Consider the following 24,443-nt stretch of genomic DNA (forward strand, 5'->3'; position numbering starts at 1 on the left):
AACTTTGGCGATGTGTTCAAAGGCGATGACGTCGTTTACCAAGGGCTGATCGCGCACGAGGCACAGGCGGTCAACCCGCTTGCCGTTACCGGCGAAAAAGATGGGCTTGGCGAAGATGGCCAACCCCGCGTTCAGCAACTCGAACCGATGGCGCTGATCACGGACTTGATGGGAGCCGTCAAAGAATTGCGCGCAGAGCTCGCTGCGTTGAAGGCTGCACAGGTTTAAGCAGAGCCCTCCACAAACAAGCACACCGATACCGCCTTGAGCGGTTTTTTTTCGCCTGGAGAAAGCTCAGCGCTTCAAACTTTAAAAGCCGTTACCACGAATGAAAAAATGACCGGGGAGCTTGGTCCACCAGGAAGGGGCTGGGGTGTAGCATCCGGGCTGATCGGCCGGGGTTGCATTGCAACTGACCTGAAGTCGACCAGCCTTAATGTCAGGGCCATCCTGCCCGCCGCTATAAGTTTCACAGGCGCTCAGAGTGAGGACTGCTAAGAAAAGTATTCCGTATTTCATGGGATCCATCCCTGTCCGTTCCGATAATTAATCGGAGTATATCGAAAGAGTATCGCCCGACAAGACGCGGGCTTTTTTTCGTCTGGAGAAAAGTTATGCCGATCACTGAAACCCGCGGCGTTCGTAACCGCAACCCCGGCAACATCGACTACAACTCAGCCAACCAGTGGCAAGGCCAGCTAAAGCCCGATCCCTCGGTTGAGAAGCGGTTCGCTCGGTTTGATACGCCAGAGAATGGCATCCGCGCCCTGGGCAAGGTGCTGCTGACCTATCAGCGAAAGCATGGCTTGAAGACGGTAAAGGCGATCATCAGTCGCTGGGCGCCGGCTGTAGAGAACGACACCGCAGCCTACGTGCGTGCCGTCGAGGCGAACACCGGCACCCGCCTTGGCGCCGAGGTTGACCTAACGCAGCCGGTGGTGATGTCCGGCTTCGTCAAGGCGATCATCCACCACGAAAATGCCGGGTTTGCCTATCCGGATGCGGTACTGGCGGAAGGCGTGCGGCGGGCGCTGGCATGACGCCGGTGCAGAAACTGGCGAGTCTGGTGCTGCTGATCCTGGTGTTGATGGCCGGCGCCGTGGGCGTGACCTGGCAGGTGCAGGACTGGCGAATGGGAGAGAAGCTTGCCGAGCAGGCTGGCCTGCACAAGGATGATTTGGCCGCGATCAGCAATGCCGCAGCGGCCCAGGCCCGCGCCGAACAGGACAAGCGCCTGGCCATCGAAAAAGAACTCGCGGCCCAGGACCAACAACACACTCGAGAACTATCCGATGCTCAACGCAACCAGGCTCTTTTGCGCGACCGCCTTGCCACTGCTGATGTGCGGCTGTCAGTCCTCCTTGCCGACGATCCAGCCAGTGGCTGCAACGTGCCTGCCGCCGCCGGCGCCGTCAGCGTGGTTCATGCAGCCCGTCGAGCCCAACTTGACCCAGCGCATGCGCAACGAATTATCGCCATCACCGACGCTGGGGATAACGGACTGATCGCCCTGCGCGCGTGTCAGGCATATCTCAGGGCGATAGCCGATTAAATTAAATGGCAGGGCTTACGGTAGGTTTGGTATTTAAATTCTGAAACGACCGACCATCTGATTAAGTGATATTGCAAGTCTCGAAAGCTCGTTACTTGCTAGAAGGGTCTGATGGGTTCCTTCGCTACTCTGAACGCTGAGTTCTCGAATGCTTATGAGGGCTCTATCTACCTCTCTTGCTACATGAGCCTGCTCTTCCGATGCGGTCGCGATCTGCTGATTCCGATCATCGATCAGCTGAACAGCTGATGTGATAGCTTTGAGCGACTGGCCAGCCTCATCAGCCGTTTGCCTAGTGCTATGCGCCTCATGGGTGCTACTAATCATCGATTCTACAGCTTGCGCACTACCTGCCTGAATGCTTGAAATCATTTGTTCGATTTCCTGAGTTGCAGTTTGGGTTCGATGAGCAAGAGCTCTAACTTCATCCGCAACCACTGCGAATCCTCTTCCTTGTTCACCTGCTCTAGCAGCTTCAATAGCGGCGTTTAGCGCTAGGAGATTGGTTTGCTCCGCGATTGCTCGAATTACACTTAAAACTGTACTTATTTCTTGCGTTTGTCCAGCTAGCAGTTGTACTTGTTCGGACGTGATCTCAATCCTGTCCGTTAAGCTGCGCATTGCTTTGAGTGTTTCACCAACTTTATTGTTTCCTGCCGCTGCAGCTTTGTTGGATTCACGAGCTGATTCTGATGTGGAAATAGCGTTGCGAGCAACCTCATCAACCGCGGCACTCATCTCGGTCACCGCAGTTGCAGCCTGTTCGATTTCACTATTTTGCTGCTGAAGGGTAAAGCTTGCACCTTCTGTTATCGAGCTCATCTCAACTGCGGCAGTGCTAAGCTGCGTGGCAGCCTCAGATATCTCGCTGATGGTATCACGCAAGGTTCCTTGCATTGTATTGAGCGCTCGCATTAACCTTGCGGACTCATCATTTCCGGTTACCTCAAGAGCAAGCCTAAGGTCGCCTGCTGCGATCTCTTCTGCCATCTTTACAGAGGAGTTCATAGGGCGAACTATACTTCGGGTAAGTGCAATTGCGAGAAATATGGTAAGAACTAATGATGCACCAATCACCGAGTCGACGATTGTAATGCTGTGTGAGTACACAGCCGTCGCTGTAGTCCCTGCTGTAGCTGCTCCTTTGACGTTGTGATCTCTCAATGCTGTAAGCTTAGTCTGGTAGTCGTTGGCGCGCTCACGCTGTTCAGTATTTGCAAATTGAACTGCTTTCTCATGCTGCGTGCCATCTAATTCGAGTATGGTTTTGAGCCCGTCTATATATTTCTCCATCGTCGTAGCGGCTTCATTGAATTTCGCTCGTTCGTCTTCATCGGATATTAAATTGTTTCGATAATATTCGGTTTGCTTATTAAGTGTATTCTGCGCGTCCTGGAGGTGCTCTGAAGCTGTCGCTTTTTCTTCTAGGCTCGAAGTGGCTAGTAAGCGAATGCTCTCTAAACGCGCGCCCAAAAGTGCAATCTGTATATCGTCAGCAGTCTGTATACTTGCGAGCCAATTATTTTCAATGTCCTGCTCTGTTCCTCTCAATTTTCCGAGCTGTATGTACGAAAAGGCTCCAAGTGCAATTACAAGCATAGTGATAAGGCCGAAGCAGAGAGCGGATCTGGGAGCGATATTAATGGAACGTAGATTCATGGTGACTCCATAGGGAAAAAACCAGCGACGCTGCCAGTTATTTATCTATCGGCCTTAACCTCGGACGGATCAATCAAAAATTTCTATCGAAGGTCCCATTATGTCTGCAGTTGAGCGTGCTTGGAGTCTAAGGGGCTCTCAAAACGCCAATTTTAGGGCAGATGGGTTGCGAAAAGTGAATGGGGGAAATCCGCGAGGGCCTCAAGTGACGGTGCGGTAGAGCGTTCCAGTGTAGTACAGGGGGCTATTTCAGAAAATTGGTGAGGGCTTACGAAGCCTTGACCCACTAATACTAGTCAACCTTAGTCTCTGGTATCCAAGTTCTATTGCATGGATTGGTAGTTGTGGAGATTATTCACTTCACCTGTCAACGAGTGTGCATATTCTTTCAGGGCCCATCAGTGCATGCGTCAATTGCCAGCAGCATCGGTTGGCGCCCCTCGGCGTCGGCTTTGGCCCACACAATCTACGCCACCGATACTATCACCAGTCACGCTGCGGCATTACAAGTCGGTGTTTATGGTGTGGCCATCAGCGATTTAACCTGTGCTACCTTCTGGCGGACAGGCCGAAGCGGCGTGGGCTCTATGCATCGCTGAGGCCTATCGCGTTAGTCGCTGCAATCATCTATGTTAAAGGTAGAGCTTTGATAGCTGAATGGAAAGTCGGCCTCAGGCAGGGTACCCGCTACCCCCGCAGTAGCTCTTCGTAAGTCCATCGATCACGTAAAAAGGAATTACGCCGTGTCACTTACTTTCGATCCCGAAACTCAACAAGCACTTGAGCGACTGCTATTAACCGCTCAGAAGGACACCAGGCAGGGCCGTACGGTAGCCAGTTTTCTGTTCACCTTGTGGAACGCCGGAAGACATGTTCGCTCCGCCGTTGCCGATGTGTGGGGACTTGATCCAGAGATCGTCCGAGCATGTGGCCAGGTCTTTGCGTGGCTGAACGATAACAAAGTCTTCCCCGAAGAATTTGGTTGCCCGAATACGAATGGCAACGCTGTCCAGCGCATGGCGAGGTGGAGTATGAGCCTAAATCGAGATCTTCCGCCGGCAGTGGCCGACACAACGACGGCCGATTTTGCACTCGGACTGTGGAATGATAAATGGCTTATGAGTGACGAAGCCGTGCGCTGCAGCTACTGTCTTGCCACACAATTGCCCAGCAATGCTCAAATTCCGATGGTCCATTCCGATGGCTGTGAAATTGGCAACATGCAATATCCGTTGCGGGATTTAGCAAAGATTCTGAGGGCTGTGTCGGAGAATTCTCCATGAATGGAATTCTCCCAGTTAGGCGTTACCAATAATCCACTTATAAAAAGGGGCTGCACTTCTTGACTTGACGGGGACGTTTTTTATCGGCGCAGGCAGCCAGGCAGCCCTAGACTGCGTTACCAGTTCCGCCATAACTGCTTCGACGTGCAGTCCATCTACAAAGGCAACAATAATTATGTACGCGCCGCTCACTCATCCACTGGCCATCGATAACGCCCAGCAATTTTTCAACGACCTCATGACCCTGGCAGACCCCGAGTACATCTTATTTAGAGTGCGTCACCACGTAGAGGCGTTCCGCATCCAGTCCCTGACTGAGCGGGCGCCGCCCAGTCTGTATAGCCAGTTGATCGGTTTTTTGGACGGCCTGGTGGCCGCTGAGGTCCTATCTCCAGAGCAAGGCCGAGATTTCCAACACCGACTTCTTAAGGGGTTTGAATCCGCATGGGTGAATACGTAAATTTTCAAGGATTAGCTGCCGGCTCGCAGTCGCCGCCGTTACGTGCTGAGTTCGCGCTGGGTGCCTGGAATGACCACTGGGTCATGAGCCATGAGGCTGTGCGCTGCCGCTACTGCCTGGCCCCGCAATGGCCGAGTAATGCTGATGACCCGGTGCGACACTGCGCAGGCTGCGAGCTGATTCAAGCTCAGTACCCGTTGCTCGAATTGGCCACAATATTAGCCGAAGTGCATGGAGTGGCGGGATGAACGTCAGCCAGCAGTTGGACGCGATAAGCCTACCGGCTGGGCTGCGCACCAAGATGCAAAACCACCTGTCACGCCAGGCGCGTGCCGGGGATTTGCACGCCCTGGAGCTGGCCCTGGCGCGCGCTAAAGGTTTTGTCGAAGGCGTGGATGCAGCCCATGCGCTGACCACGGCGACCATCGAGGCGCTGTTTATTGCGGTCGAGGACGCAGCTGCGGCGCGGCGCCGGGAGCTGACCGCTTGATCGAGGAGGCTTCAACCCGACACGCTAAAGCTTTAGTCATTGAACACGTGATACGTGAGGTGGTGGTTGGCAGCACTGCCGGCAAAGATAGTAAGCGGACGCTTTCGATTCGTCTGGGCGATACCTGGGCGCGGCTTGTGCCGATGCGCTCGATACGAGAACCATTGCGCACCTGATCAAGCCGCACTGCAGTGGTCCTTTGCGCCAGTCATAGGGATTTAAGGCGTCAAGTGTAAAACTGGCGTCGCCGGAAGCTTTAGCGCCAGCTGTAGCACGCCCACCGCGTCCGGCCCATCCTCGTTAATCCATTCCCCATGATGCTAGAGGAGCATGTTGCCGGTTGATTGTCCCATCCGTTCGGCGATCCATTCAGGGTGCCTGTGGCGTGGTCGAACTGGGCCGCCAGCGCTGTCCCTGATCAGACGGAAAGCGCCGGGGGCGTGGTGGTAGCGTCTGTGCAGTCGGCCATCGCGACAAGCGCAGCCGCTATCAATGGCTGTGATTGCCCGGTGCGGACAGATCGCACGAAAGAACCGTCCATGGGCTACTTTCTCGATGCGCGCATTGATCGGTGCGGCCCTTTCCTTGGCCCAGTTTGGCCGCCATCCCCAGCGCACCATGTCGGCGTGCAGCAGATGGCCCTGCAGGTGGTGCAGGGCGACCTGGGTTGTCGGTGCTATGTTGTATCGCTCGACGGGCAAATCACCGACAGAGTTCACCAAGGCATTAGGCATGTTCAACCCTGCCACAAAGTCATGCCTCCCCCCCCCCCCGGTACTGAGCAAGTCTCCCGTACATGATGCTCTCCGCTTGTCGGATCTGCTGAACAGCTGGGCGCTGGTCAATCTCTACACTGTAGACACTGGCCTTGAGTATTCGTCATGACGATTAACATAAAGCAAATAAACGCGATAAAGGCGTGGTTCGCCTTGCGCACTGATCCTGAATTCATATCAGCCACCCCAGAGGATCGCTATGAAGCGCGGCTCTCCCTCGCAGATGATCTGCAAGAGAAAGGCCTTATCGACAGCGGCGAGTGGCGTGAGCTGGTAGAGGAAGCGCAGGCCACGTATGCAGACGAGCTGGGGTGACGCGCCTGATGCTAGGTATTTCTCAAAGGATCTGATATGGATGGTGTAATTCTGAGTGCTAGGATTGAACGAGACGCAGATAAGCTGTTGGCACAGATTGCAAGGGCGGGCTCACTGATTGTGGCGGACAAAGAAGGTGCTCGGGCCGACGGGTTCGTATTGGGCTTGGAGTCGGCGCGCGCGGTGGCAGACGAAACCATTGAACACCTCTATGCCATCTTCGACACCGCCACTGAAGAACGCCTTAAAGCGCTTTCGAAGTAGGGTCCATAGCTGTGCGCTCTTGAGGCGATCTCAGTTCCGCCAGCAAACGCTGATTTTCCCTCAGCAAATAGTCGCGCTGTTCGGTTACCAGCTTGATGCCGAGGATTGACGGCTCTGAGCATCGCTCTCTTAGATCACTGATTTCGATTCGCGCAACGTTAAGGCATGCCAGTGCTTCAGCTAAACGCGTGGCAAGTCCGTCGCTCATCTGGACCAGCCCAGCAATATTCCGGCGAGCGCCGCTTAACCGCTTTAAGGTTTCGTTCAGCTCGTCCTCGAGCAGGGCGCACTGATGCTTGTACATTTCTAGGGGCGTAGGGCAGCCGAGCCACGCTGAGGTGTCTTCGTCGATAGTGTGCATGGTGAATAAATCCGAATGCTGTATATTAATACAGTAATCGAGATCTAAGCACGACGCGATTTCAGGCGACGAGAGGCGTTCAATCCGGAGCCAGGAGGACCGCTAAGGTTATTTTTATGAAGTCTTGGTTGTGATCGAGGGTGTCTAGGGCGCCGCGGACATTCTCAGCCACTTCGGTGGAGCCGCGCTGTTCCACCCAGTTCGATAGCTCCGAGATAGAAGCCTCAAGAGCGAGTTGGTTTTCATAGAGTTTCGAGAGCAGGGAAGGGATCAAATCTGAATTTGGCATTAGTGTTTCTCCGTGAGGCGAACGTCGTAAAGGGGGGGCATCGGTGCGCTGCTGAATGTTGGCTCAAGACGTCGCAAAGAAATTGAACACACCCCGCAAGCGCGGGGCGCGCCTGATTCTACTTGCCGAGCTTTTTACGAACGTCCGTAACCATCGGGCCTACAGCTTTCACTGCATCTTTGAGCTGTTGCTCCGTTACGCCTAACTCCTTCGTCCAGTGCTTTAGCTCCCAAGCTTCTGATGTGTTCACCTGAGCACGATCTTGAGACCCACGGTTCTTCAGATCATCAGACATATTCCACTCCCTGATGTTGGCCTGGAGGGCCCAGGCGACTCCCGATAGAGCATGGGAAGTATGGGTAGTTCGATTGACATTACAAGAGGAGGAGTTTTCGTTCGGCAGGACGCTGGAGGAAGGATTATGCATTTTCGGCATGGGCTGAAATTCCCCCCGCTGGGACCAATCGTGGAACCAGCGGGTGTGATTCGGTGCGTAATCGCTGATTACTCATGACGATTTCGCCCAGTAAACACTGATCAGCAGTAATCACTAGGCTGCATTTTATACTGCATGGTGATGTTAGCTGTGGAGATCAATTACTTTACCTATCAATGGGTTGCGAGCGTGGCGGCAGGAGCCTTCAGGCATGCGTCAACAGCGACATCAAGGCGCGAAACCCGGTCGCTGAGCAGAAAATTTTGGATGTGTGTTGGAATTTGGCGCGCATTGTCGCATATGTCAGGCGACAGTTGTAATGCGCGCGAGCGATGGTTTCGTCAATGTCTCCGGCATTGCCAGCCATAACAAAGCCAGGGCGGCGGCCGCAACGCCCGCCAGCGTCAGGAAGGCCGCGTTGTAGCCTGCCTGTTGCACCACGAAACCGGCCAGGCTGCTGCTCAGTGCCGCGCCCAGGCCAAACACCGTGGACAGCGCGCCAAGGCTGACGTTGAACCGACCCGTGCCCTGGGTCAGGTCCTTGACGATCACCGGGAACAGCGCGCCGAAAATCCCTGCGCCGATGCCGTCGAGCATCTGCACGCCCACCAGCCAATACGGGTCGCTGGACAGCGTATACAGCACGCCACGCAGCGGCAAAATCAGGAAACCGGCCAGCAACAACGGTTTACGCCCCCACACGTCAGCTTTAATGCCCACCAGCCAGGCCATCGGCACCATCACCAGCTGCGCGGCGACGATGCAGGCCGAGGTCAGCGGCGTGGCCATTTGCAGGTTGATCTGCGAGAGCTTCTGGCTGACCAGCGGCAGCATCGCGGCGTTCGCCAGGTGAAACAGCGCGCAGCAGATGGCGAACAGCAGCAGCGGGCGATTGCTCAGCAGCACCTTCACGCCGGAGGGTTGCTCATGATCGCTGCTGTGCGCGGGATCAAAGCCCCGGGCGACTTCGTGGTCAATCGCCGACGCCGAGACACAACTGACCGCCACGACACTGGCCAAGGCCATAAAGGCCATCAGGTAAAACACCACCACCGGGCCGAACCAATAAGCCAGGCCACCCGCCAGCAGGGCCGCCACGGCATTGCCGGCGTGGTTGAAGGTTTCATTGCGCCCGGTGCGGCGGGTGAAGGCACGCGGCCCGGTAATCCCCAAGGAAATTGCCGAAATCGCCGGCGCGAATACGGAGGCGGCTACGGCACTGGCCGCCTGAGTCAATGCCACCCAGCTGAACGCGCTGACAAACGGCAGCAGCAGGCAACTGACGGTGACAAGGATGGCGGCCACTGCGATCACTGCGCGCTTGCTGCGCGTGCGGTCGATCAGTGCGCCCGCCGGGCCCTGAGTGATCAAGGCCGCGATACCCGCCAGGGTCATGACCACGCCGATGCTGGCGGGCTCCCATTTGTGCACTGCCAGCAAGTAAATCGCCAGGTAGGGCCCGAGCCCGTCACGTACATCGGCCAGAAAGAAATTCAGGCCGTCCAGGGACAGGGTATTACGCAGGTCGGAGTGATTGGCCACGGCGCTGTCTTCGCTAAGGGTGTTCAGGGGATGGACACTCATTGGGCTAAAGACCTACGGGCTCAAATAGAAGTTTCGTCGCCCGAAAGGGTTTTATCTGATGGGCAATTGGCTTATTTTCCGAAGCCCGCTGTCATGACGATCTGGAGACGCAAATGGAGATGCCCTCAGCCCAACAGGCGATTGCTCGTAACAAGGACGCCTGGGACGCCTCCGCCAGGCTGCACAAAGACACCGCCACTTGGAAGACGCTGCTGGAGTCGGTCGCCCGGGCGGACTTTTCGTGCCTGGATCCAACGATCACAGCGTTGCTGCAAGACGTCGGCGTTGCTGGCAAAGATGTGGTGCAGTTGGGCTGTAACAACGGGCGTGAAAGCCTGTCACTGTTCGGCCTGGGTGCCCGCCGTGTGGTGGGCGTCGACCAATCACAGGCGTTTCTGCAACAGGCGTGGGAATTGGCCGAGGTGTCGCCGCATGACCCCGAGTTCATTGAAGCCGATATCCATCACCTGCCCGAACCTCTGCTGGGGCGTTTCGACATCGCCCTGGTGACCATTGGCGTACTCAACTGGATGCCCGATGTGGCGCTGTTCATGCGCCATGTGGCGAGTGCACTCAAGCCCGGGGGCACGCTGGTGGTCTACGAAACTCATCCGTTTCTGGAGGTGTTTGACCCGCGGGCTGCCAATCCACTGCTGCCGGTGAGTTCATATTTTCAGCGCGATCCGTTCGTGCTGCAGCAGTCGATTGTCTACGAAGGGCAGGGCGAGGTTGCCGGTCCGACGTCCTATTGGTACGTGCATACCCTGGGGAGCGTGGTGAGTGGCGCAATTGCGGCGCAGCTGCAAATCGAGCACCTGCAGGAATACCCGCACTGCAACCGCGAAGAACTCTACGAGCAGTACGCCCATCAGCCGGCCCAATTGCCGCTGTGTTTCACCTTGACCGCCACCAAGCGCTGCGCCTGAGCGGTTTTCCCACGCGCAAAAAAAAGCCCGCGAGGAGAGGCGGGCCAAGTGATTCACTGGAGTAGGTAGGCCTCGCCCTATAGGCCGGAAAGTGAAGGCCGTGTGAAAACCATGTCGCAAGTTCGGATGGCGGCCGATCAGCCTTTGCGTACAAAAGTGCGCATGGTTTGCCCTGGTCCCGTGCTGAATACCCTTGGCCTTGGCATGCCCGCATCGGCGGCGATAAACACAAAATCATCACCGTCCAGGCGATAGCTGGCCGGCAGTGGCTTGCCGGCATCTTCGCCGATGGCATCCACCCAGGTGATGCTTTTGGGCGAAGTGCTGCTGTCCAGCGTAAACCGGCCCGCAAGCAATACCTCGCCCTCGGTCGTCTTCACTTCGAACGTGTCCCCGGCAATCGTCGTGATTGCTCCCGGCGCGCTATGCGCGTCGGCAGGGTTGAGCACGCCACTGTCTTCGAGGGCGGTCTGCTCCCAAGCGCCTTGAAGAGTTTGATAGTCCGGATCTGAGAAAGAGTGCATGCACATTCCTTGTTGCAGGGGCTGGATTGAGGGGGGAGCACCTTAAGTGCCGAACGTTTGACGGCGCGAATTGTAACTGCGTGGTGACCAAAATGTACCGAAAAGGGCTTTATCTGGGAGCTGGCGGAGATTTACTCAACTATTGACTACGCTTAGACATTCTCGGGCATACATTCACGACCGCCCTGCGTCGTCATCGACATGAAATAGAAACAATCTCTAATTGCATCGGATTTTTCGCATTAGCGTGTGGTCTGACTGCAGTTGGTCACTGTGCCAGGGCGTTGTCTCTGGTCTCCCCGTCATTAGAGCCTGTGCTTGAGTTCGAATAGGGTAGTGGCTTTTTAATGTCATTTTAAGGTGTTCTTATCTTGAATCGAACTTCTCCGCTCAATTCACCTGCAACGTCAGATGAAATTGATCTGTTTGAATTGTTCCAAGCCATCTGGCGGCAAAAAAAACTGATAGTGGGTTGTACGATTCTGGCGGGGATACTGGGGACGGGTTACGCACTGCTTGCTCCCAAGACATATGAAGTCAGCAGTGTGCTGCGCCCGGCGGCCATCAATGAATTGGATGCGTTGAATCGTTCCGAAGTCTATAAGCTGCCACCCGCCGATGCGCTGGACAAGGTCGGCGCCCAGCTGGACTCCTATGGGGCTCGCCTGGGTTTTTTCAAAAGCCACGAAGAACTGTTCAAAGCCTTTCAGAAACCAGGGCGAAGCCTTGAGCAGAGCTTTGAAGACTTCAACCGCAACTCGATCAACCTGATCCTGCCAGACCCGAAGAAATCCGATTCGTTGAGCAGTTCTGTGCGTCTGGAGATGCAATACCCAGCGGACGTAGACGGCGTTGCGATCCTCAACGGGTTTGTCGACTACGCCGTTGCAGCGGAGCGTGAGCAGGTCGGCGCCGACCTCAAGGTCATCGTCAATAACCGTTTGACTGAGCTCAGAGGCAAGATTGATGCGGCCCGCGCCAACTACGATACCGAGAAGGAATCGAAGATCGCCACGCTGCTTGAAGCTGACCGGGTCAAGCGCGCCCGCTTGCAGGATGAACTCAGCGGGCTGCGCCTGCAGATGAAAATGGAGCGCACCGACCGCTTGGCGGAACTGGCCGAGGCGATCTCGATTGCCAAGTCCATGGGCATCAAAAAGCCTACGACGCCATCGTCCATGGCCGACACCACACGAGCCGGTTCCAGCCAGGTGGTACGCACCGAGATCAGCAACCAGAAGATTCCGTTGTATTTCCTCGGCACCGAGGCTCTGGAAGCGGAGCGAACCGCATTGCAACAGCGCACCAGCGATGACTTCACCAATAGCCGCATCGCGGAAATTGGCAAAGAGCTGCAATTGCTTGAAACCAACCGTGAGGTTGAAGTCCTGCAAAAGCGTGGGAATGAGGACATCTTCCTGCAAGACGTTGAGCCGCTGCGGGCCGAAATCGCCCGCTTGAAAGGCCTCAACATCGACATGAGCAACTTGAAGCTGGTGTCCATCGACCGTCGTGCTCAGGAGCCGCTGACCTCGATCAAGCCGAAAAAGCTGCTGATTGTCGCGGTGAGCCTGGTCGTCGGGCTGTTCCTGGGCGTGCTGGCTGCATTGATCCGTCACTTCGTGCTGACGCATCGCAAGGCTGAACCGTACGTGACCCAAGAGACCGACCGCCGCCCACGCCGTGAGCCTACGGACGATCAGCCGCTGCCATAAGCGCGACTGTCAATGGGCCAGCGTCAATGCTGGCCCACGCTGGCTTTGAGCCTGTCTGTGGACAGCTTTTCACAATTCTTAGTTAACCTTTGGTTACAAACTGTGGCTAAATAACGGCCAATGGCCTTGGTCCGGATTGTAACCAACCCGTCCAGTCGCCTATGTGTAATCGTGATTTCAGGTGCTGCTTATCCATCCTCGGCCGTTGTGGGCACGCAGGAGCAGCCTGTTCTCTTCTGACGTGTGACGAATCTCTTGAAACTCATCATTGTTGCTCTCTACGTTGCCTCCATTGCGTATGTCCATCTGCGTGGCCGGGTGCGACACAAGTTGGGCCGCCAGCTTAGCGATCACTCGACGTTCCTTGCGCCGATCAACTGCTTCCTTTACCTGTTTTCCAAGCAGCCAAGCCGTCCCTTTTTGTCGCCCGGCGATTTTCCCGACCTGAGCCCGTTGCAAGAGCATTGGCAAGAAATCCGCCAGGAAGGCCAGAACCTGATGCGCATGGGCGAGATCAAGCGTTCCGAGCAGTACAACGATGTGGGTTTCAACTCGTTCTTCAAGTCGGGCTGGAAGCGTTTCTACCTCAAGTGGTACGGCGACAGCCACCCGTCGGCGATGAAGCTGTGCCCGCGCACCACCGAGCTGGTGCAGAGCATTGGCTCGATCAAGGCAGCGATGTTCGCCGAGTTGCCGCCAGGCTCCAAGCTGGTGCGCCACCGCGACCCGTACGCCGGCTCCTACCGCTATCACCTGGGTCTGGACACGCCTAACGATCCTGGCTGCTACATCAATGTGGACGGCGAGAGCTATTACTGGCGCGACGGCGAGCCAGTAATGTTTGATGAGACCTACATTCATTACGCGGAAAACACCACGCAGCAGAACCGCATCATCTTGTTCTGCGACATTGAGCGGCCGATGAAATACCGCTGGGCCGCGGCGTTCAACCGTTGGTTCAGCCGTAACGTGATGGCGGCCGCCGGTTCGCCCAATGATGATGGCGACAAGACCGGCGGCCTGAACCGCGCGTTCACCCGCCTGTACAAGATTCGCCTGCGCGGTAAAGAGCTGAAAAAGCGCAATCGCGCGCGTTATTACTTGGAAAAGTGGGCGATCTTCGCCGGCCTGGCGTTGATCTTTATCCTTATCTGAAACCCGCCCGGGCGCGAATCACGCGGGTGGTTTCGCGCCCAGTTTGTCCCACATCTTCTTCGTGATCTTCTGCCGATTGGCGTAGCCGGCCCACGGGTCGGCTTTGAGTTTATCCAAGCGTTCATGCAGGTTGGCGACGGTCCACTGCTGGGCGCCGCGCAAACCATTCAACTCCTCTCGACTCACCGGTACCGATACCGGCAGGCCAGGCCGTGCGCGCACCGAATAAGCGGCCACCGTACTCGCGCCGCGTGCATTACGCAGGTAGTCGATGAAGATCTTGCCGATGCGGTTTTTTGGGCCCGACGTCGCGGTAAACCGTTCCGGCAACTGCGCTGCCATGAACTGCGCGATGGCCTTGGCGAAGGCTTTGACGCTGTCCCAGCCGTCCCGGCGCGCCAGCGGCACCACCAGGTGCAAGCCTTTACCGCCGCTGGTTTTGACAAACGCTTGCAGCCCAATCTCATCCAGAACCGACAACGTGAGTTGCGCCGCTTCCAGCATGGCTTTCCACGGCAGCGCCGGGTCCGGGTCAAGGTCGAGCACGAACAGGTCAGGCGTTTCGATTTTGTCGACCGTCGCGCCCCAGGTGTGCAATTCGACGGTGCCCATTTGCACGGCGCCGATCAGGGCGTCGGCGGTGTCGATCTCCAGCAGGCGCGCGTGACCGGGGTCCAGTGCCGGGTCCAACTGTTTGATATTCGGAATAGCCAGGCGCTCGGAATGCTTTTGGAAGAACTGCTCGCCCTCAATTCCTTCGGGAGCGCGCAGCAGCGACACCGGGCGGTGCTGCAGAAACGGCAGAATCCATGCGCTGATGCCTTGATAGAAATCGGCCAATTGCTGTTTTTGCGTACCGCTCTGCTTGTCGATTACGCGGTCAGGGTGCGTGATGGTCACGCCGCTGCTGACCTTTTTGGCCTTGGGGGCCGCTTTGGTGACGGACGTGGCTTTGCGCGGTAACTCGTGAATGATCTGCGCCACCGGCTTGTCGGTGCGCAACGCAATAAATGATGCTTGGCGCACCACGCCTTCGCGGGTCCATTCGGCAAAATTCACCTCGCCAACCAACTGCGGTTCCACCCAGTGCACGCCGCGCGCCTGGGCGCTGGTCAGCGGCTTGTGCAGCGGCGAGGTCTTGCGTTCCAGGGCCGTGAGCTGTGCATAGATAGCCTTCAACGATGCCTGATCAAACCCGGTACCGACGCGCCCGGCATAGACCAGCCCGGAATCGTCATTGACAGCCAGCAACAGCGCGCCAAAGCCACTGCGCGAGCCCTGAGGCCGCGTGTAACCGATGATCACGAACTCCTGGCGCAAGCGGCATTTGAGTTTGATCCAGTCGGCATTGCGGCTCGACACATATGGGCTACCGACGCGCTTGCCGATCACGCCCTCCAGCGCCAGGTCGCAGGCGCTCTCGAAAATGTCGCGCTGGTTGGCGGCGAAGGCTTCGGAGAACCGCAGCAGTTTGCTGCGGCTTGCGGACAGCGCGGCCTTGAGCGCAGCGCGGCGCTCTTGTACCGGTGCGCTGCGCTGATCCTGGCCGTCGAGAAAGGGCGCGTCGAACAGGTAATACACGATGTCCAGGCTGCGGCCGATGTCGAAGGCATTTTGCAGCGCCTGGAAGTCCGGCAACCCCTCGCCATTGAGGCTGACCACTTCACCGTCGAGCCAGCTGTCCTTGAGTTTGAGGGTTTGCAGCGCTTTGACCTGACGCGGCAGGCGGTCGGTCCAGTCATTGCCGTTGCGGGTGAACAGACGCACTTCACCGTCGCGAATGCGCGCCAGCATGCGGTAGCCGTCGAACTTGATTTCGTATTGCCAGTCACCTTCGGGCGCGCGATCGACCAGAGTCGCCAACTGCGGGGCAAATTGCTCGGGCAATGCCTCGGCGCGTTTGGCGACGGGGGCTTTTTTAGCGGCCGCGGCTTTCTGGCGTTTCGCCGGCGGCCTGGATTTGCCGACCGAGGCGTCGCTGAGCACGCTTTTGGGCTCGGCCTCGACGATGTCGTAGTCATTGGAGGGGCGCGCCTGCTGGTCCTTTTCCTTGATCAGCAGCCACTGTTGCTTGTCGCCGCTGCCTTTGAGACGGGTGCGCACCAGGGCCCAGTCGCCGGAGAGTTTTTCGCCGACCAAGGTGAACTTCAGTTTGCCGGCCGCGTAGGCCTGGTGCGGGTCTTCATGGGGCTGCCAGACACCGCGGTCCCACACGATCACATCGCCCGCGCCGTACTGCCCCGCCGGGATGTTGCCCTCGAAATTGCCATAGCTGAGCGGGTGATCTTCAACGTGCACCGCCAGGCGTTTCTGGGTGGGGTCCAGGCTGGGGCCTTTGGGCACCGCCCAGCTTTTGAGCACGCCATCGAGCTCCAGGCGAAAGTCATAGTGCAGGTTGCGCGCGTCGTGTTTTTGAATCACGAACGACAGCGCCGAGGCTTTGCGTTTGCCCGCGGGCGCACTGCCGGCTGGCTCGGCGGTAATCCCGAAATCACGTTTGCGGTTGTATTCGCTCAGGGGCTTTGCCATGTCGTTCTCCAGCAAAGGGCGGGCTCAAGAGGCCTTTTTGGCGGATTTCTTCGCGGCAGGCTTTTTCGTTGCGGGCTTGGCGGCGGGCTTGCCGGCCAGGCTGCGCTTGAGCAGTTCGGTGAGGTCGATGACATCCGCCGATTTGCGCTCCTCGCTGCCTTCCTGGCTTTCCACATCTTCGATCTTGCCGGCCTTGGCCTTCTTCGCCACCAGCGCCATGATTTTGTCCTGGAAACTGTCGCGGTATTCGTCGGGCTGCCAGTCGGCGCTCATGTCCTCCACCAGGCGTTTGGCCATGTCCAGCTCGCCTTTGGCCAGGCTCGGCTTGGTGACGTCGCTGCCCAATTCCAGTTCGTCCAGGCTGCGCACCTCGGCAGGCCACCGCAGCATCACCAGCACCAGCGCCGATTCCAGCGGCATTAATGCCGCCAGGTGCTGCTTGGTGTGCAGCACCACATTGGCCAGGGCGACCTTGCCGGTTTTTTTCAGGGTTTCGCGCAGCAGTGCGTAGACCTTGCCGCCGCGTTTGTCCGGGGCCAGGAAGTAGGGCGTGTCGATGTTTTGCAGCGGGATCTGGTCGCTGGCGACAAAGGCGATGATTTCGATGGTCTGGGTCGACTTGGGGTGCGCCGAGCGAATTTCGTCCTCGCTGAGCACCACGTAGCGGCCTTTCTCGAACGCCACACCCTTGACGATGTTCTCTTTGGTGACTTCCTTGCCGGTGGTCTTGTTGATGCGTTTGTAGCCCACCGGGTCCATGCTGCGTTTGTCCAGCCAGTCAAAATCAACGCCTTGGGAAGACGTGGCTGAGACCAGTGATACCGGGATGTGGACCAAGCCGAAGCTGATCGCGCCTTTCCAGATTGCCCTTGGCATGCCTGCAATTCCTTGAGAAGAGACTGTGTTCTGGTGACTCACAGGCGCCGGGAAAAGTTTCGGCGAGCAGATGCGCGGACAGATTGTGTTACACCTGATGAGAAACTATTTAGTGTCGAAAGCCGAACCCAAGGCGTAGCGTGTTATCGAAAGCACGTACCACTGCCCCAGAGAGGCTTTGTCATGAACAGCTGTGTGCGTCACCTTGCAGTACTGGCATTGGGCCTGGCGCTGACGCCATTGGCCCAGGCGCAAAACCTGCCTGGCAGCTACGACTCCAACAACAGCCCTATTCATCGGGCCAACCCCAACAGCATGCAGGGCACCCAGCCCAATGCGCCGGCGACACGCGGGATTCAGACCGGGCCGACCAGCCCCGCACCCACCGTGCAAAACGGCGGCATTGGCAATCGCTATCCCAAGCGTGAGGCCGCCCCGAGCCGTCCCACGACCGACACCAAAGCCCCCACCTATGACGCCAACGGCAATCGCCGGTAAGGACTCCGTCTTATGTTGCTACGCAAAACCCTTCTAGCCGCTATTTGCGCAACCACGCTGCTGCCACTGGCTGCGGTTTACGCCGCCGATGCCCAGCAATTCCCGAGCGAACAAGGCAGCATCACCGCGACCCCGATCGTCAAAGGCCTCGACCATCCCTGGGCAGTGGCGTTTCTGCCGGACAAGCAAGGCTTTCTGGTGACCGAGCGCCCAGGTCATCTGCGTTTTGTCAGCCCCGACGGCAAGCTTTCTGCACCGTTGACCGGCGTGCCCCAAGTGTGGGCCAAAGGGCAGGGCGGTTTGCTGGATGTGGTGCTGTCGCCGGACTTCAAGCAGGACCGCACGGTCTACCTGTCGTACGCCGAAGGCGGCGGCGAGGGTGGCAAGGCCGGCACCGCCGTCGGACGCGGGCGCTTGGCTGATGACCTGAGCGGCCTGAAGGATTTCAACGTGATCCTGCGCCAGGAGCCCAAGCTGTCCACCGGCAATCACTTTGGCTCGCGGTTGGCCTTCGACCGCGATGGCTACCTGTTCGTGACCCTGGGTGAAAACAATGATCGCCCGACCGCCCAGGACCTGGACAAACTGCAAGGCAAGGTGGTGCGGATCTTCCCGGACGGCCGCGTGCCGGAGGACAACCCCTTCGTAGGCCAGCAGGGCGTACGCCCCGAAATCTGGTCCTACGGCCAGCGCAACCCGCAAGGGCTGGCGTTGAACCCCTGGAGTGGCACGATCTGGGAAAACGAACACGGGCCACGCGGTGGTGATGAAATCAACATCATCGAGCGCGGCAAGAATTACGGTTGGCCATTGGCGACCCACGGCATCAATTATTCGCTGACACCGATTCCCGAGGCCAAGGGCAAGACGGTGGAAGGCACCGTGGCGCCTCATCACGTCTGGGAGAAATCGCCGGGGATCAGTGGCATGGCGTTTTATGATGCCGACCGCTTCAAGGCGTGGCAGCACAACTTGTTCATTGGCGCTTTGGCCAGCCAGGAGTTAATCCGCCTGCAGTTCGACGGTGACAAGGTGATCCATGAAGAGCGTTTGCTTGCAGGTTTGAAAGCGCGCATCCGCGATGTGCGGCAGGGGCCGGATGGGTTTCTGTATGTGCTGACTGATGAGGATAACGGTGTGCTGTATCGGGTCGGCCTGAACCAGGACTGAATGCGGGAGCGGGGTTGCCCGCTCCCACATTTTGCATGGCAACCGGCTTAAAGCCCGAGGTCGGACAGCCCCGGATGATCATCCGGGCGCCGGCCCAGCGGCCAGTGAAACTTGCGTTCGCTGGCCTTGATCGGCAGGTCATTGATGCAGGCAAAGCGGTTGGCCATCAGACCGTTCTCGTCGAACTCCCAGTTCTCATTGCCGTAGGAGCGGAACCAGTTGCCGGAATCGTCGTGCCATTCGTAGGCATAGCGCACGGCGATACGGTTACCGGTGAAGGCCCACAATTCCTTGATCAGCCGATAGTCCAGCTCCTTGGCCCACTTGCGGGTCAGAAAACCCTTGGCCTCTTCGCGGTTGTGCGCAAATTCAGCGCGATTGCGCCATTGCGTGTCCAGTGTGTAGGCCAACGACACGCGGTGCGGGTCGCGGGAATTCCAACCGTCTTCGGCCAGGCGAACCTTTTCGATGGCCGACTCGCGGGTAAACGGTGGCAGCGGCGGGCGAACTTCTGCGTTGGATGACGGTGCCTTGGATGACATGGGGCAGCTCCTGAAAACAATGAGGCCTATCGAAAGTTGCGCAGTTGATGCGTTCAAAGTTGCAATAACGTTCGCGCCATGCATTGCGCATTATCAGCAGCTGTTGAATCACCCATCACCAGGGCAACGGTAATGGCGCCGTCGATCAAGATCAGCAGTTGCGCGGCCTGCTGTTCAGGGTCGGGGGTGCCATGTGCTTTGCACAGTTCCAATGCGTAATCGAAGAGTTTGCGTTTATGCGCCTTGGCCAGCAGGCGCACCGGGTCGTGCGGGTCGCCGGTTTCACCACTGGTGTTGATGAAGGCGCACCCGCGAAAGTCTGCCGAGCCAAACCACGCCTTGAGCGCGTCGAACAGCGCCAGCAGGCGTTCTCCACTGCCTTCACTGCGTTCGACTTCGCTGCGCAGCCACTGCATCCAGCGCTCATCGCGGCGGTGCAGGGCGGCAATCACCAACTCATCTTTATTGGCGAAGTACCGGTAAATACTTTTGCGCGAGACGCCCGCAGTTTTCACCAGCAAGTCCATGCCGGTGGCGGCGATGCCATGGCGATAGATCAACTTCTCGGTAACATCGAGGATAATATCGCGGGTGTCATTGCTGATTGATTCATTCATGCCGCGCACAGTAGAACGATCGTTCTCCATGGTCAATTAACTTTTTTCCATCTCGGGCGACGAGACCTGAGCTGCCCCATGGTGTAAGCTCGGGGCCTCTTCGGATTCGACCCATTGCGAGCCTTATGCCGTCGTTCTTCAAACGCTCCCTGTTGCCAAAACTGCGTGGTTTCCCACTGTCTCCCGAGTCGATCGACGTGCTGTCCGGCGCCGATGCGTTTCGCCGTTGCCTGCTGGAGAAAATCCCCCAGGCCACGCGGCGCATTTACATCGTCGCGCTCTACTTGCAGCAGGATGAAGCCGGCCAGGAGATCTACGATGCCTTGCACGCCGCGAAGGCTGCACGGCCAGCGCTGGACATCGTGGTGGTGGTGGACTCGCTGCGCGCCCAGCGCGGCCTGATTGGCGCAGGCAAGCAACCCGGCAACAGTGCCTGGTACCAGGCCATGACCCAACGCCACGCCAGCGAAGTGCCGGTGTACGGCGTGCCGGTGCAGACCCGTGAACTGTTCGGCGTGTTGCACCTCAAGGGCTTTGTGATCGACGACAGCGTGCTCTACAGCGGCGCCAGCTTGAATAACGTGTACCTGCACAAGTTCGACAAGTACCGTTTTGACCGCTACCACCTGATCCACAGCCAGGCGCTGGCCGACTCGATGCAGCATTTGCTGGAGCACGGCTTGATTGCCTCCAAGGCCGTGCATCGCCTGGACCTGCCGAACCCGCCCACCACCCGCAGCCTGCGCAACGATATCGGCGACTTGCGCAGCCGCCTCAAGCATGCGGCGTATGACACCACTGCCGGGCTGTTGCCCAACGGCCACATGCTGGTAAGCCCGCTGCTGGGCGTCGGCAAAAACAACCCTTTGAACCGCGTGATCCTCGAGTTGATCGCCAGTGCCCAGCATCAGCTGACTATCTGCACGCCGTATTTCAACCTGCCACTGCCGGTGACCCGGGAAATCAATCGCGCCCTGGCGCGCGGGGTCAAGATCGACATCATTGTTGGCGACAAAACCGCCAACGACTTCTACATCCCGCCCAGCGAGCCGTTCAAGGTGATCGCGGCGTTGCCTTATTTGTATGAAATCAGCCTGCGCCGCTTCGCCAAACGCCATCAGCCGACGATCGACAGCGGCCAGTTGAACCTGCACCTGTGGCGCGACGGCGACAACACCTATCACCTCAAGGGCATGTGGGTTGACCAGCGCTACACCTTGCTCACCGGCAACAATCTGAACCCACGGGCGTTCCGACTCGACCTGGAAAACGCCTTGCTCATCGATGACCCGCGCGGCCAGTGGCTGGAGCCGCGGCGTACCGAACTGGCGCAGATTTTTCAGCACACCACGCGCATCGAAGGGTATCAACAGTTGCAGACCCTGGTGGACTATCCGCCGGCTGTTGGCAAGTTCCTGCGACGTGTCAGCCGCGTGCGCATCGAGCGGTTGCTTTACCGCATCTTGTGAACCCTCACGGCGTAGAGCAGCAGCCGGGTCTGATTCCGGCCCGGCTGCGCCCACGCCTCAGGACAGTTCCCGCAACGCTGTACATGCGTGACTGGCAGGCGCGCCACGCCGACTGGACGGGCAACTGACGCAAGCCAGGTTTGAACAGGCCGCACTGCGCTACAAACGCGAAAACTCATCGACCAGTGCTGGCCACTCGGCCGAAGCTGAGCGCGCAGGCCGAGGCTTTCCGCAGGACATCGACGTCCGCAGAGCGGATGGAAAACGGCAACAAACCTTCATTCACTGGTTGATGACTGGCGACATCAACGACCAGCTCATTCCTCGTAACGCCTCGATCCGGCCATTCATAGACGCGCTCAGCAATGCTGCATGCCCAGTGCGGTGATGAATCCGGCGGACGGCTATGCGCAGCTGGTAAATGCCGCCATCAAGGGCCTATTCAAATTGTCGCATCTGGCCCCCAGTGCTTCGATGCTGGGCAAGACAGCGCCACACTTGTTAACCGTTGAGGAGAAGTTGAGGGCTTACTGGTTGGCGGGAGGGTGGGATCCCGTCCCAGCGCCTGCGCCGACGGGCGTGGCTGGAACCAGCCAGGGAATCGCGGTGGTCGCGTCCAGAGTCAATGGCTTCTGGTATGCGATCAATCCAAAAACGGGGAGGGCGGATGCCACGCCATTGCCTGACTTCAAATCGACAGCCCCAATGGCCGTCTAAGCGGTCAAACCCGACACCAGGCTGAAGCAGTCCCAGGCCCTGCACTTGCATGAGTGCAGGGCCTGGGGCTTTTTATCAGTTCAGGCCGAGCTTGCCGCGCAGGGTCGACAGGTCTTCAGCCAAGGTGTTGACCGGGCCTACCAGCGCCTTGCGGTCGTTTTCCTTCACTTTGTCGTACGTCTCGAAGCCGCCATCCTTGGTTTTGTACTTGGCCAGGATCTTGTCCACGGCAGCGAAGTTCTTGTCGACTTTGGTCAGGAAGACCTTGTCTTGCTTCTCGATCTGGCCGCGGAACAGGTCGACGATTTTCTTCGCGCCGTCGATGTTGCCCTGGAAGTCATACAGGTCGGTGTGGCTGTAACGGTCTTCCTCACCGGAAATCTTGGTGGCGGCCACTTCTTCCAGCAGGGCAGCGGCACCGCCGACGACTTTCTCAGGTGGGAAGGTCAGGCCGTCAACCCGGGTTTTCAGGTCGTTGACGTCAGTGTTGAGTTTGGCGGTCAGCGCTTCGAGGCCTTTGGTGGTCTTCTCGGAGAACAGCACGTACTCGATGCGGTGGAAGCCGGTGAAGTCTTCGGCGGTCACGCCTTTTTCGTGGTCGTCAACGCGCGAGTCGATGGAGGCGTCGAGGTCGCTGAACAGCTCGGCGATCGGCTCGATGGACTCATAGTGAACACGGGTCGGGGCGTAGAGCTTCTGGGCGGTGGCCAGGTCGCCCTTGTTGATGGCGTCGGTGAACGCCTTGGTCTGGGTGACCAGCTCACCGATTTCTTCGGTGACGTAGATCTTGTAGTCCGACACCGGGCCTACCAGGTCCAGAGGCGCGGTAGCGGCGAATGCTGCCAGCGGCGAGAGGGTCATTAACAACGACAACGCGATAGTCGACTTCTTCATGGGACGTTTTTCCGCTCTGGTTTGTTTTAGGTGTTGGCAGTGGTTTGAGGGTGCGTTGCAGCGAGTAGCGTGCGCCCGATGAAATCCTTGGGCCCTGTGACCCCCGGCAAGGTGAAGAAGTACCCGCCGCCGACCGGCTTGAGGTACTCCTCCAGAGGCTCGCCGTTGAGCCGGGTTTGCACGCTGATGAAGCCTTTCTCCAGGTCAGCCTGGTAGCAGATGAACAACAGCCCCATGTCCAGCTGACCGTTTTTGTTGACGCCGTTGGAGTAGTTGAACGGCCGACGCAGGATCAGGTTGGCCTGAGTCTGCGGGGTGCGCGGGTTGGCCAGGCGGATGTGGGCATCAAGCTTGGTCAGCTTGCCTTCCGGGTCCTTGCTGTAGTCGGGAACCTGGCTTTCCTTGTCGCCATCCATGGGCGCGCCGGTGGGTTTGATGCGCCCGATAATGCTTTCCTGCTCTTGCAGCGGGGTACGGTCCCAGCGCTCGACGAAATTGCGGATGATGCGCACGGCCTGGTAGCTGCCGTTGGCGGCCCAGGCGGGCTCGTCGCTGCCGGGCTGCACCCAGACAATCTGGTCCATGGCCTTGTCGTCGTTGGAGTTCGGGTTGGCCGAACCGTCACGGAAGCCGAGAAAATTACGCGCGCTCTGCGCAGGCTCGCCGGGTTTGGCCGGCGCTTGCGGCGGCACGCTGCCTTCCTGTTTCCAGCGCACCAGCAGCAGGTCCGGCAGGTTTTTGACGATGTCGCGCAGGGCGTGGATATTGGTGTCCGGGGTGTTTGAGCTGAATTGCAGGCTCAGGTCACCGTGGCACTGCGCCGGCTCCAATGCGTCGTTGGGGAAGCCGACCATGCGGCTCAGGCGCTTGGGTTTGACGGCGGTGAGGCCGAAGCGCTCATCGAACAGCGACTCGCCGACGGATACGGTGATGGTCAGGTTATCCGGCGTGACCACCGGGCCCAGAATGCCGGAATCGGTAGGCGGCAGTTTCGGGTCGACTTGCGGCACGGTGCCGCCGGTCATCAGGAAGCTGATGCGCTCGTTCAATGTGCGAAACAGACGCTCCAGGTCTTCGCGGTCACTGGCCAGTACGTCAAACGCCACCAGCATGCCGCAGGCCGGGCGTGGGGTGACGATGCCGCTCTGGTGCTTGCCGAAAAAATCGTGGTGGTCCTGCGTCTTGTCACTGCGCGGTGCAGTGGTGACTTGCTCGGCCGCAGCCGCCGCCATGGCCGGGCAGCTCAAGCTGCTGCCGGCAATCGCGGCACCGGTGGCCGCCATGCCCAGCAGGACACGGCGACGTTGCGGGCAAAACTGTTCTGAATCACTCATCTGTTAGT

The 24,443-nt window shown here is 58.3% G+C and carries 26 protein-coding genes and 3 pseudogenes; 16 read left to right on the forward strand and 13 right to left on the reverse strand.

Going from position 1 to position 24,443, the window contains the following annotated elements; translation table 11 throughout:
- From NTD89_RS05115 to NTD89_RS05125, 3 genes and pseudogenes are all read left to right on the forward strand, one after another.
- Positions 1-228 (forward strand): annotated as a pseudogene (locus tag NTD89_RS05115) (tail fiber domain-containing protein); the annotation flags it as partial.
- Between the two features lie 386 nt (positions 229-614).
- On the forward strand, positions 615-1,040 hold the full coding sequence (locus tag NTD89_RS05120; protein ID WP_262206631.1) for a structural protein: 426 nt from the start codon (positions 615-617) through the stop codon (positions 1,038-1,040).
- Positions 1,037-1,552: a lysis protein gene (locus tag NTD89_RS05125; RefSeq protein WP_262206632.1), complete on the forward strand. Its 516-nt coding sequence runs from the start codon at positions 1,037-1,039 to the stop codon at positions 1,550-1,552. The genes NTD89_RS05120 and NTD89_RS05125 overlap by 4 nt, the downstream gene beginning before the upstream one ends.
- Positions 1,553-1,585: 33 nt before the next feature.
- Here the strand turns inward: NTD89_RS05125 and NTD89_RS05130 are convergent, their stop codons facing one another.
- Positions 1,586-3,211, reverse strand: coding sequence for a methyl-accepting chemotaxis protein (locus tag NTD89_RS05130; RefSeq protein ID WP_119740695.1), 1,626 nt, complete (start codon positions 3,209-3,211; stop codon positions 1,586-1,588).
- Between the two features lie 743 nt (positions 3,212-3,954).
- On the opposite strand from NTD89_RS05130, the gene NTD89_RS05135 reads away from it, so the two are divergent.
- From NTD89_RS05135 to NTD89_RS05150, 4 genes and pseudogenes are all read left to right on the forward strand, one after another.
- The gene (locus tag NTD89_RS05135; protein WP_262206633.1) at positions 3,955-4,494 is read left to right on the forward strand and encodes a hypothetical protein; all 540 of its coding nucleotides are present in this window, start codon (positions 3,955-3,957) and stop codon (positions 4,492-4,494) included.
- Between the two features lie 444 nt (positions 4,495-4,938).
- Entirely contained in the window at positions 4,939-5,202 is a 264-nt protein-coding gene (locus tag NTD89_RS05140; protein WP_262206634.1) for a hypothetical protein, read from the forward strand.
- Complete coding sequence (locus NTD89_RS05145) at positions 5,199-5,444, forward strand: hypothetical protein (protein ID WP_262206635.1); 246 nt, start codon at positions 5,199-5,201, stop codon at positions 5,442-5,444. Before NTD89_RS05140 ends, NTD89_RS05145 begins: the two co-directional genes overlap by 4 nt.
- Before the next feature lie 374 nt (positions 5,445-5,818).
- Positions 5,819-5,932, forward strand: a pseudogene (locus NTD89_RS05150) (MFS transporter); the annotation flags it as partial.
- Here the strand turns inward: NTD89_RS05150 and NTD89_RS05155 are convergent.
- A pseudogene (locus NTD89_RS05155) lies at positions 5,930-6,242 on the reverse strand (SOS response-associated peptidase family protein); the annotation flags it as partial. The pseudogenes NTD89_RS05150 and NTD89_RS05155 overlap by 3 nt on opposite strands.
- Before the next feature lie 83 nt (positions 6,243-6,325).
- On the opposite strand from NTD89_RS05155, the gene NTD89_RS05160 reads away from it, so the two are divergent.
- Together NTD89_RS05160 and NTD89_RS05165 are read left to right on the forward strand one after the other, a co-directional pair.
- On the forward strand, positions 6,326-6,535 hold the full coding sequence (locus NTD89_RS05160) for a hypothetical protein (RefSeq protein ID WP_262206636.1): 210 nt from the start codon (positions 6,326-6,328) through the stop codon (positions 6,533-6,535).
- 36 nt (positions 6,536-6,571) lie between these two features.
- Positions 6,572-6,799: a hypothetical protein gene (locus tag NTD89_RS05165; RefSeq protein WP_262206637.1), complete on the forward strand. Its 228-nt coding sequence runs from the start codon at positions 6,572-6,574 to the stop codon at positions 6,797-6,799.
- Here the strand turns inward: NTD89_RS05165 and NTD89_RS05170 are convergent.
- The 4 genes from NTD89_RS05170 to NTD89_RS05185 all read right to left on the reverse strand — a co-directional run bounded on the left by NTD89_RS05170 (position 6,780) and on the right by NTD89_RS05185 (position 9,427).
- A complete protein-coding gene (locus NTD89_RS05170; protein ID WP_262206638.1) occupies positions 6,780-7,160 on the reverse strand; it encodes a hypothetical protein in 381 nt (126 codons plus the stop codon). The two genes, NTD89_RS05165 and NTD89_RS05170, sit on opposite strands and share 20 nt — an antisense overlap.
- A gap of 79 nt (positions 7,161-7,239) precedes the next feature.
- On the reverse strand, positions 7,240-7,449 hold the full coding sequence (locus NTD89_RS05175) for a hypothetical protein (protein WP_106578055.1): 210 nt from the start codon (positions 7,447-7,449) through the stop codon (positions 7,240-7,242).
- 118 nt (positions 7,450-7,567) lie between these two features.
- Positions 7,568-7,744 (reverse strand): DUF3606 domain-containing protein, encoded by a 177-nt coding sequence (locus tag NTD89_RS05180; RefSeq protein WP_214246959.1) that lies wholly within the window; start codon positions 7,742-7,744, stop codon positions 7,568-7,570.
- Positions 7,745-8,188: 444 nt separating this feature from the next.
- Positions 8,189-9,427, reverse strand: coding sequence for an MFS transporter (locus NTD89_RS05185; protein ID WP_262206720.1), 1,239 nt, complete (start codon positions 9,425-9,427; stop codon positions 8,189-8,191).
- Positions 9,428-9,582: 155 nt separating this feature from the next.
- Between NTD89_RS05185 and NTD89_RS05190 the strand changes: the two genes are divergently transcribed.
- Entirely contained in the window at positions 9,583-10,395 is an 813-nt protein-coding gene (locus tag NTD89_RS05190) for a class I SAM-dependent methyltransferase (RefSeq protein WP_262206639.1), read from the forward strand.
- A gap of 137 nt (positions 10,396-10,532) precedes the next feature.
- Here the strand turns inward: NTD89_RS05190 and NTD89_RS05195 are convergent, their stop codons facing one another.
- Complete coding sequence (locus NTD89_RS05195; RefSeq protein ID WP_242197011.1) at positions 10,533-10,919, reverse strand: TIGR03067 domain-containing protein; 387 nt, start codon at positions 10,917-10,919, stop codon at positions 10,533-10,535.
- Positions 10,920-11,290: 371 nt separating this feature from the next.
- Between NTD89_RS05195 and NTD89_RS05200 the strand changes: the two genes are divergently transcribed.
- Both NTD89_RS05200 and lpxO read left to right on the forward strand, forming a co-directional pair.
- A complete protein-coding gene (locus NTD89_RS05200) occupies positions 11,291-12,634 on the forward strand; it encodes an LPS O-antigen chain length determinant protein WzzB (protein WP_262206640.1) in 1,344 nt (447 codons plus the stop codon).
- A gap of 255 nt (positions 12,635-12,889) precedes the next feature.
- Positions 12,890-13,789: a lipid A hydroxylase LpxO gene (gene lpxO, locus NTD89_RS05205; protein ID WP_145160448.1), complete on the forward strand. Its 900-nt coding sequence runs from the start codon at positions 12,890-12,892 to the stop codon at positions 13,787-13,789.
- Positions 13,790-13,807: 18 nt separating this feature from the next.
- Here the strand turns inward: lpxO and ligD are convergent, their stop codons facing one another.
- Complete coding sequence (gene ligD, locus NTD89_RS05210; protein WP_262206641.1) at positions 13,808-16,318, reverse strand: DNA ligase D; 2,511 nt, start codon at positions 16,316-16,318, stop codon at positions 13,808-13,810.
- A gap of 24 nt (positions 16,319-16,342) precedes the next feature.
- Complete coding sequence (locus tag NTD89_RS05215) at positions 16,343-17,194, reverse strand: Ku protein (RefSeq protein ID WP_262206642.1); 852 nt, start codon at positions 17,192-17,194, stop codon at positions 16,343-16,345.
- A gap of 183 nt (positions 17,195-17,377) precedes the next feature.
- On the opposite strand from NTD89_RS05215, the gene NTD89_RS05220 reads away from it, so the two are divergent.
- Positions 17,378-17,692: a hypothetical protein gene (locus NTD89_RS05220; protein ID WP_242197002.1), complete on the forward strand. Its 315-nt coding sequence runs from the start codon at positions 17,378-17,380 to the stop codon at positions 17,690-17,692.
- 12 nt (positions 17,693-17,704) lie between these two features.
- Positions 17,705-18,862 (forward strand): PQQ-dependent sugar dehydrogenase, encoded by a 1,158-nt coding sequence (locus NTD89_RS05225; protein WP_262206643.1) that lies wholly within the window; start codon positions 17,705-17,707, stop codon positions 18,860-18,862.
- 47 nt (positions 18,863-18,909) lie between these two features.
- Here the strand turns inward: NTD89_RS05225 and NTD89_RS05230 are convergent, their stop codons facing one another.
- A complete protein-coding gene (locus NTD89_RS05230; protein ID WP_262206644.1) occupies positions 18,910-19,404 on the reverse strand; it encodes a nuclear transport factor 2 family protein in 495 nt (164 codons plus the stop codon).
- 53 nt (positions 19,405-19,457) lie between these two features.
- Positions 19,458-20,021, reverse strand: coding sequence for a TetR/AcrR family transcriptional regulator (locus NTD89_RS05235; RefSeq protein WP_262206645.1), 564 nt, complete (start codon positions 20,019-20,021; stop codon positions 19,458-19,460).
- A 125-nt stretch (positions 20,022-20,146) separates the two neighbouring features.
- Here NTD89_RS05235 and pssA point away from each other — a divergent pair, with 125 nt between their 5' ends.
- On the forward strand, positions 20,147-21,490 hold the full coding sequence (gene pssA / locus NTD89_RS05240) for a CDP-diacylglycerol--serine O-phosphatidyltransferase (RefSeq protein WP_262206646.1): 1,344 nt from the start codon (positions 20,147-20,149) through the stop codon (positions 21,488-21,490).
- Positions 21,491-21,862: 372 nt separating this feature from the next.
- Positions 21,863-22,207 (forward strand): hypothetical protein, encoded by a 345-nt coding sequence (locus NTD89_RS05245; protein WP_262206647.1) that lies wholly within the window; start codon positions 21,863-21,865, stop codon positions 22,205-22,207.
- A 75-nt stretch (positions 22,208-22,282) separates the two neighbouring features.
- On the opposite strand, the gene efeO is transcribed toward NTD89_RS05245, so the two are convergent.
- On the reverse strand, positions 22,283-23,101 hold the full coding sequence (efeO, locus tag NTD89_RS05250; protein WP_145160465.1) for an iron uptake system protein EfeO: 819 nt from the start codon (positions 23,099-23,101) through the stop codon (positions 22,283-22,285).
- 26 nt (positions 23,102-23,127) lie between these two features.
- Positions 23,128-24,435 (reverse strand): iron uptake transporter deferrochelatase/peroxidase subunit, encoded by a 1,308-nt coding sequence (gene efeB, locus NTD89_RS05255; RefSeq protein ID WP_145160467.1) that lies wholly within the window; start codon positions 24,433-24,435, stop codon positions 23,128-23,130.
- Between the last annotated feature and the right edge of the window lie 8 nt (positions 24,436-24,443).

It is taken from the genome of Pseudomonas sp. 14P_5.3_Bac1 (assembly GCF_025466135.1).
GTDB lineage: Bacteria > Pseudomonadota > Gammaproteobacteria > Pseudomonadales > Pseudomonadaceae > Aquipseudomonas.

Excerpts from the sequence above, each read along its gene's own strand:
- NTD89_RS05130 (WP_119740695.1), bottom strand. The coding sequence starts at position 3,211 with ATGAATCTACGTTCCATTAATATCGCTCCCAGATCCGCTCTCTGCTTC.
- ligD (WP_262206641.1), bottom strand. The coding sequence starts at position 16,318 with ATGGCAAAGCCCCTGAGCGAATACAACCGCAAACGTGATTTCGGGATT.
- NTD89_RS05230 (WP_262206644.1), bottom strand. The coding sequence starts at position 19,404 with ATGTCATCCAAGGCACCGTCATCCAACGCAGAAGTTCGCCCGCCGCTG.
- NTD89_RS05235 (WP_262206645.1), bottom strand. The coding sequence starts at position 20,021 with ATGAATGAATCAATCAGCAATGACACCCGCGATATTATCCTCGATGTT.
- efeB (WP_145160467.1), bottom strand. The coding sequence starts at position 24,435 with ATGAGTGATTCAGAACAGTTTTGCCCGCAACGTCGCCGTGTCCTGCTG.
- NTD89_RS05125 (WP_262206632.1), top strand. The coding sequence starts at position 1,037 with ATGACGCCGGTGCAGAAACTGGCGAGTCTGGTGCTGCTGATCCTGGTG.
- pssA (WP_262206646.1), top strand. The coding sequence starts at position 20,147 with ATGCCGTCGTTCTTCAAACGCTCCCTGTTGCCAAAACTGCGTGGTTTC.
- NTD89_RS05165 (WP_262206637.1), top strand. The coding sequence starts at position 6,572 with ATGGATGGTGTAATTCTGAGTGCTAGGATTGAACGAGACGCAGATAAG.
- NTD89_RS05215 (WP_262206642.1), bottom strand. The coding sequence starts at position 17,194 with ATGCCAAGGGCAATCTGGAAAGGCGCGATCAGCTTCGGCTTGGTCCAC.
- NTD89_RS05145 (WP_262206635.1), top strand. The coding sequence starts at position 5,199 with ATGAACGTCAGCCAGCAGTTGGACGCGATAAGCCTACCGGCTGGGCTG.
- NTD89_RS05195 (WP_242197011.1), bottom strand. The coding sequence starts at position 10,919 with ATGCACTCTTTCTCAGATCCGGACTATCAAACTCTTCAAGGCGCTTGG.
- efeO (WP_145160465.1), bottom strand. The coding sequence starts at position 23,101 with ATGAAGAAGTCGACTATCGCGTTGTCGTTGTTAATGACCCTCTCGCCG.
- NTD89_RS05120 (WP_262206631.1), top strand. The coding sequence starts at position 615 with ATGCCGATCACTGAAACCCGCGGCGTTCGTAACCGCAACCCCGGCAAC.
- NTD89_RS05170 (WP_262206638.1), bottom strand. The coding sequence starts at position 7,160 with ATGCACACTATCGACGAAGACACCTCAGCGTGGCTCGGCTGCCCTACG.
- NTD89_RS05190 (WP_262206639.1), top strand. The coding sequence starts at position 9,583 with ATGGAGATGCCCTCAGCCCAACAGGCGATTGCTCGTAACAAGGACGCC.
- NTD89_RS05245 (WP_262206647.1), top strand. The coding sequence starts at position 21,863 with ATGCCCAGTGCGGTGATGAATCCGGCGGACGGCTATGCGCAGCTGGTA.
- NTD89_RS05160 (WP_262206636.1), top strand. The coding sequence starts at position 6,326 with ATGACGATTAACATAAAGCAAATAAACGCGATAAAGGCGTGGTTCGCC.
- NTD89_RS05225 (WP_262206643.1), top strand. The coding sequence starts at position 17,705 with ATGTTGCTACGCAAAACCCTTCTAGCCGCTATTTGCGCAACCACGCTG.
- NTD89_RS05220 (WP_242197002.1), top strand. The coding sequence starts at position 17,378 with ATGAACAGCTGTGTGCGTCACCTTGCAGTACTGGCATTGGGCCTGGCG.
- NTD89_RS05180 (WP_214246959.1), bottom strand. The coding sequence starts at position 7,744 with ATGTCTGATGATCTGAAGAACCGTGGGTCTCAAGATCGTGCTCAGGTG.
- NTD89_RS05140 (WP_262206634.1), top strand. The coding sequence starts at position 4,939 with ATGGGTGAATACGTAAATTTTCAAGGATTAGCTGCCGGCTCGCAGTCG.
- NTD89_RS05175 (WP_106578055.1), bottom strand. The coding sequence starts at position 7,449 with ATGCCAAATTCAGATTTGATCCCTTCCCTGCTCTCGAAACTCTATGAA.